General features: G+C 39.3%; 6 protein-coding genes. 1 reads left to right on the plus strand and 5 read right to left on the minus strand.

Annotated elements, in window-relative coordinates:
• The first annotated feature begins 3 nt into the window (after positions 1 to 3).
• Positions 4 to 924, plus strand: a complete 921-nt coding sequence (locus tag FO442_RS12215) for a M48 family metallopeptidase (protein ID WP_144333477.1) — start codon at positions 4 to 6, stop codon at positions 922 to 924.
• A 147-nt stretch (positions 925 to 1,071) separates the two neighbouring features.
• Here the strand turns inward: FO442_RS12215 and FO442_RS12220 are convergent, their stop codons facing one another.
• The 5 genes from FO442_RS12220 to FO442_RS12240 all read right to left on the minus strand — a co-directional run bounded on the left by FO442_RS12220 (position 1,072) and on the right by FO442_RS12240 (position 5,775).
• Complete coding sequence (locus FO442_RS12220; protein WP_144333478.1) at positions 1,072 to 1,419, minus strand: hypothetical protein; 348 nt, start codon at positions 1,417 to 1,419, stop codon at positions 1,072 to 1,074.
• 172 nt (positions 1,420 to 1,591) lie between these two features.
• On the minus strand, positions 1,592 to 2,056 hold the full coding sequence (locus FO442_RS12225; RefSeq protein WP_144333479.1) for a hypothetical protein: 465 nt from the start codon (positions 2,054 to 2,056) through the stop codon (positions 1,592 to 1,594).
• 2 nt (positions 2,057 to 2,058) lie between these two features.
• Positions 2,059 to 2,469: a hypothetical protein gene (locus FO442_RS18715; RefSeq protein WP_186280094.1), complete on the minus strand. Its 411-nt coding sequence runs from the start codon at positions 2,467 to 2,469 to the stop codon at positions 2,059 to 2,061.
• Positions 2,435 to 4,834, minus strand: coding sequence for a T9SS type A sorting domain-containing protein (locus FO442_RS12235; RefSeq protein WP_144333481.1), 2,400 nt, complete (start codon positions 4,832 to 4,834; stop codon positions 2,435 to 2,437). Before FO442_RS12235 ends, FO442_RS18715 begins: the two co-directional genes overlap by 35 nt.
• Positions 4,831 to 5,775, minus strand: a complete 945-nt coding sequence (locus FO442_RS12240; RefSeq protein WP_144333482.1) for a vacuolar protein sorting family 37 protein — start codon at positions 5,773 to 5,775, stop codon at positions 4,831 to 4,833. The genes FO442_RS12235 and FO442_RS12240 overlap by 4 nt, the downstream gene beginning before the upstream one ends.
• Positions 5,776 to 6,039 lie beyond the last annotated feature (264 nt).

A 6,039-nucleotide genomic window follows, 5' to 3' on the forward strand; every position in this document is an offset into this window, starting at 1 on the left:
TTAATGGCAGCTTATATTGGTCTTCACGAACAAATTCGAAGCAATAACCTCAAATCGGCTTTAATATTGGCTGGATTCCCGTTATTAATTTTAGCGGGAGTCTATGCTTTTTTCTTCTTTATGATGGGAGGAAAAGAGCACATAGACCAGGTAAATCAACGTTTTATCACCACCATTCCGTTCGTAGTTGGAGGCGTCCTGATTTGGTTCCTGATCGCCTATTTCTTCAATGCTTCTTTGATTCAAATGGCATCCAGTTCACGGCCTTTGGAACGGAGAGAGAATATGCGGGTTTACAACCTGACGGAAAACCTGTGCATGTCCGTCGGAATGAAAATGCCACAATTGTTTGTGATCGATTCCCCTGCATTGAATGCTTTTGCCAGCGGAATCAATGAAAAAAGTTATGCAGTTACTCTCACAACCGGGATCATCGAACAGTTGAATGACGAAGAACTGGAAGGCGTGATCGCACACGAACTGACACATATCCGGAACAAAGACGTTCGTTTACTGATCGTATCCATTATTTTTGTAGGAATTCTTTCTTTCGCTGTGGATGTCCTGTTCCGCAATTTACTTTGGGGTGGAGGCAGAAGAGATAAAGATGATAATAAGGGAGTTTTGATTGCCCTGGTAATTTCAGCTGTCGCATTATTCCTTTCCATCCTCTTCAAATTCGCTTTGTCCCGCAGGCGCGAATACCTGGCCGATGCGGGTGCTGTACAAATGACACGTAATTCACGTGCCATGGCCTCCGCACTTCGCAAAATTTCCGGACATTCGGAAGTTTCCAATGTAAAAAGCGAAGACGTCAAACAGATGTTTATTGAGCACAAAGCTTTAGACGGAGCAGGATTTGCAAGTTTATTCGCAACCCACCCTCCGATCGAAAAACGCATTGCAGTATTGGAGCAGATGTGATGCAGTCAAAAACAATTCACCAGGTCTTTATCACCTTAGAAATTATTTCCCTTGCTTTCTTTCGCAGGTTTTCCTTCCGCTTGGTTACACTATCATTGATATCAAGGGCGAAAACAATTTCGTGGATTTTGAATTGATTGCATATTTTTACCTCTCAATCGATTTAAATATTTTCTTTCTAGCTTTCAAAAGTCCATCTAATATTTCAATGGCTAACTCATTCAAGGTATTTTTATCTTCGATACCATCAATCCTAAAAACTTTTTCGGATTGTTGGAAATACCATTGTTTAACTTCCTCTGATATTTCATTCTTTTTAAATCCTACCAATTGAAAAATTCCTTCATGTAAATTCAGCTGTAGTTGTGTGGTATCCAGCCCACTAAGACTTAGATTGTAAAAATGTTTTTGTACTTTTAAATCATCAGCAATAAAGCCAATAATTAGCTTGAATAAATCTTCAAAAGAAATATTCAAAGTGTTATTGTTATGCATAAAGTTTACGTAGTGAAAATTTGTAAATTAGGTTTTCTTCAAATCAATTTAGAAGTAGGAATATGAAAGTAAACACCTACCAGAAAAGTAGGTTTGCTATCAATTTTTGATATTTAAGAAGGTTACACCCTAGTTTTAAGCTAGGATGTAACAGTCTTTTAATTAATCTCTGCTATCGTTTTAAAGTCCATTTGCCAGTTAAAACAGAATTAGATAGCGGGTTTCCAAATTGATCACGCCAAATGACTTCAAAATATCCATCACTCACAGTATAGGCTCTTCCTTTCCGGGTATAGTTTCCTTCAAGATATATATCTCCAACCAAGCCCTCCCAAAAGAGTTGGTCTGAACATACAAATTTGTTATCACCTTCTTTTAGAAGAATATATCCGTTAAAAACTTCAATGTATACTGCTTTTCCTTGGGATTCGTTCAAATTGAATGCATCATGAATTTTATCCCTGTATTTTTTTCCACGGATCGGTTTTTCATACATTATTCCATAATCTTTGAAAACATCTCCATTGTCAAACATCAAGCTCATTTCATAGGTATGCTTTCCATTTTCCTTTTTACAGCCTATCACTGCAAATAAAAAGATTACAATAAAAAATGGTATTAATCTGATTCTAAACATATCTACTGTTTTCTGGTTAGTCTAAAAGTACCGCTCAAAACATTTCCTGACTCGAATCCAACAAACAGATTATCTGCGTCATTTTCAGAAGAAGTTATACTCGCATCTATATATAATGCGGGAGCATAAAAATTAGTATTGGTCATTCCTTTATAAGTGCCAACCTTGAATTCTCGCAAAGAGTTGATATCTCCGATTTCCTTTTTTACCCGAAAATAATAGTTCATTGATTGTAAATAGGGTCCGGACGCCTCGCCTGTCACTGTGTCTTTAACTCCATTTTTCTCCCAAATGCATACAAAATCGAATCTCCCGGAATCAAGTTCATCCAAAGCTCCCTTTTCCTTTTTGCAGGAAAAAACAAACAATAGAATTAAACTACAACTTAGTAACTTTAATGTGTTTTGTTTCATGGCTGTTGAATGTTAGAACAATGGTGTATACTCCTGATGCTAGGTCACTAAGATCGTACAAATAATTGGAAGGGGCAAATTGTTTGATTTTAGAACCATGCTGATCCAAAACAATTATTTCGCTGAATTCTTTATCTGAGGCGATTTGCACAAAGTCTGTTGTGGGATTTGGAAATACCGCTACTTCATTTTCAACTGTCGCAGTTAGCCCTAACTGCTGATTGAATAGGACATCGGAATGAAATTCAGAAGGAGTAGGTACTTTCAAAGGTAAACTTCGGTCTCTACCACTTGCTACCGGAGCAACAAAACTACCCAATTGGTTTTCTAGTCCACATGTTTGACAGGAATCGCTGACAGCAATGGAATATGGTGTATTAGACGAAGTGAAATCATTCCCGCAGGTAATTTTTCCTACTTCAATAGTAATACCATCCGGCATGTTGTTTGGATCGTAGATTCCAGCGTCCAATTGCACATAATCCAAAGCTTTTAATGTGACAGGAGTATTTCCGTAAATGTTCGCATTAACTTTCAGGTTTTCAAAAGCTCCAATCATCAAGCCTGTTCCCGAATAAACCATCATATCAGTATAGTCATCCGTATTGATATCGTAATCCACTACCCGGTTAATCAGATCATGATACAAGGGTTTATCATCCTCGCTATTGGCATAAATCAGGTTGTATAGCAACATATAATCCACTCCTGAAAACCACCCCTCGTCAATTCTATATCCAGTTATCTGTGGGGGACCATATTCTTGTGCCTCGACAATCTCTACTTTTCCATCGTCCCATCTGTCATGGTCGGTGTCAAAAACAAAAGGAACATTCCAATAGTAAGGGATGCCATCCGGATCCTGAACAGCTGAATAAGGTCCATCAGGTTGTGCATGACCTGGTCGATTAATATTTGTATAACCAAAATTATGTGGTCCAACGCATGGCGCTGCTTCCAGCATGAGATTCGCATAATCATATCCATGTTGTTTTCTTTCTTCGTCGTTTTCAGTGTCCGGATCCCAACCCCAGAGATAATCATACAATGGCACATACAAACCATCGATGTGTGCATCTGCACTTTTATTCGCTATAAAACGTGGAACCGGTATTAACCCTGACCCACTATTAGAAATCGTATTCAGAATCAAAGCCATTTTCACATTCACATTGTCATCGTAACCATTCCAACCTGAATTCCATATAGCCTCTGCAACAGGATTGTAACTCATAATAGTTGCATAACTTGAAGAACCCAGGCCAATATTATTACCAGTTGTAAATAAAGGGTCGGCCACCATTTGCATGGGGATCATATATTGGAAGGGTGATGAGCCAATTTGAACTTCCTTTAAGCGTGGATTGATAACTGTCCAATAGGGAGCGCCCGGAATTCCTAATGATGGGTAGAGAATTGGCAAGTTCTGATTTGGTGGTACATTTGTTGTCCCACTAAATTGTCCTGCCATTCTTCCAATAATATTGGTACTATGCCGTTGGGCTTCTTCATGGAAATTCATAATGACATCATCAACCCCATCCTTGTCTTTATCAATACCGAATGGCATGTCTGGAATGCTCTTTACAATGGTAAAAAAACCCAGTAGTAAACGAATCACCTGATCCTGGCTTTCCTCGCCATAACCGTAAGCCCCTTCATCGAAACCTTTTTTGTAGTTTACAATTGGGTGCTGAGGTACGTTTAATTTTGGGGCTGAATTTCCATCGCCAGCTACTGTGATATCCCATAATCCGCAATAATCACTTTGGTTGTAGTTCATTTGTCCGTAATCTATCCCTGTTTTATTATTTGTCAACGAATAATAATTCGAGGTGAAATTAGGTGTATAGTCAGGGAATTGATTTGTATTTAAGAAATCGGGGCCTACATCATCCCTAAAAAAATACCCGTTGACATCTGGTTGTAAAGTCGCATCACTTGGTCGAAACGCATCATCATATCCTGGTTCTGATGAATAAAAAGTTTCAGAAACATAATCCAAGCGCTCAAAGGCTTTGATTGCAAAGTATAGTTCCCTTTCATTGTTTTTTAAATCTGCCCATCTTTCTTTGTCTGCCAAAATTTTGTGTTCAATGGCAAGCATGGTCAAGTAGTATCCATGCATAATGGTTGCATCCGCCCATTTCATGAACTGCCCACGGGTTAGATTTCGGCTTTCTGCAACCAAACTCTGCCCGGGTCCTTCTCCCATAACCATAAAATCGTTTCGTAATCGCCATCTATAAAACCAATACTTAGCATGCCAGCCGGGCATATTGGGATTTGTTTGACCAAAACTGATCGTCGGAGCAATAATTGAGAACAGAACTGCTCCAAAAAAGGTTAAAACTAGTTTTCTCATGGTTTCTGTTGTTTGATTGTTTCCAATTCTGCTTTTACTTTTTCTAGTTCTTTGTTTTGCTCAATAAGGTATAAAGTGAGTTCTTCGATCTTTTCCATCATTTTCACATTCATTTCAGCAAGATCAATTCCTTCTTCCAACATCACTTTTTCAGACGGGATTGATGGCAAGTGTTTGTGTTCTTTCAAGAAGCTTTCTACATCACTCAATGGCATTAATTTATAACCGGGTTCAAAAACATAATCAGCCCAAACATCTGCATCTACTTTGATTTTTCGTGCTCTGGTAAGCCCGTTTGCTTCTACACGGAATGTTTCTGTGGTTCCGTTGTTAATCGATAACATCCCGTTTGTTCCCAAATGAAAGATCTTAGCAGTGCCGTTATCAATTTCCAACTGACCATCCGCATATAAGGTAAACGGAGAGCGACTGGTTGCCGTATTCATGACCTCTATGATTTTGGTGTCCGGGTTGTCGTATTCGAAGAGCATCAAACGCTGATAAGGTTTCGTATTCCCAACTGCACTCACCTGAATGGATGCCGTTTGGTTCGTGTTTACCACATTGAATTTTGAAAACGGATTCAAGTCAGCTCCAACGGAAAGGGATTGATGCGCCCATAAGTGCCCGGAAGTTTTTGCATTCCCCCGACAATCGAATGTGAATTCCGGGTTTGCCGTCCCAACGCCCACACGAACTCCCGGGCATTCGGTATATATTTTACCCGGCCCGTTATTCCAGAATGGATTTACACCAACAAGATCACAGCTCAGAGAGTAGATTGTTCCAGCCATGGCTTGAACGGAAAATGCCTGTGTTAAACCGGTTGCATCTTTAACCAAGATGGATTCATTGGTCAGATTAGACAATGTGGGAATGTTGGGCAGGTAAAGGTTTCCTTCTACCTTCAAATCCGCTCCAACGCGAGCACTAGATGACATAACTACGGAGTCATTAACTGTAAGAGTTGAGTCAATCCGTGTAGTTCCCGCCACTGTCAAACGTGCGGTTGGAGCTGTGGAACCCGTGCCGATTCCTACGTTTCCATTCTCAGAAATGTTGTTTTCTTGTGCAAATAATTGTGTAAACTTCCCTAAAAATCAGACAGTTTAAAAATATAGATTTAAATTGTCAGAATTATGAAAAAATCGAGATTTACAGAGGCTCAGATTGTAAGTATTTTAAAGGAATACGAAGCCGGTAAG

This window comes from Fluviicola chungangensis (assembly GCF_007558725.1).
GTDB classification, from domain to species: domain Bacteria; phylum Bacteroidota; class Bacteroidia; order Flavobacteriales_D; family Crocinitomicaceae; genus Fluviicola; species Fluviicola chungangensis.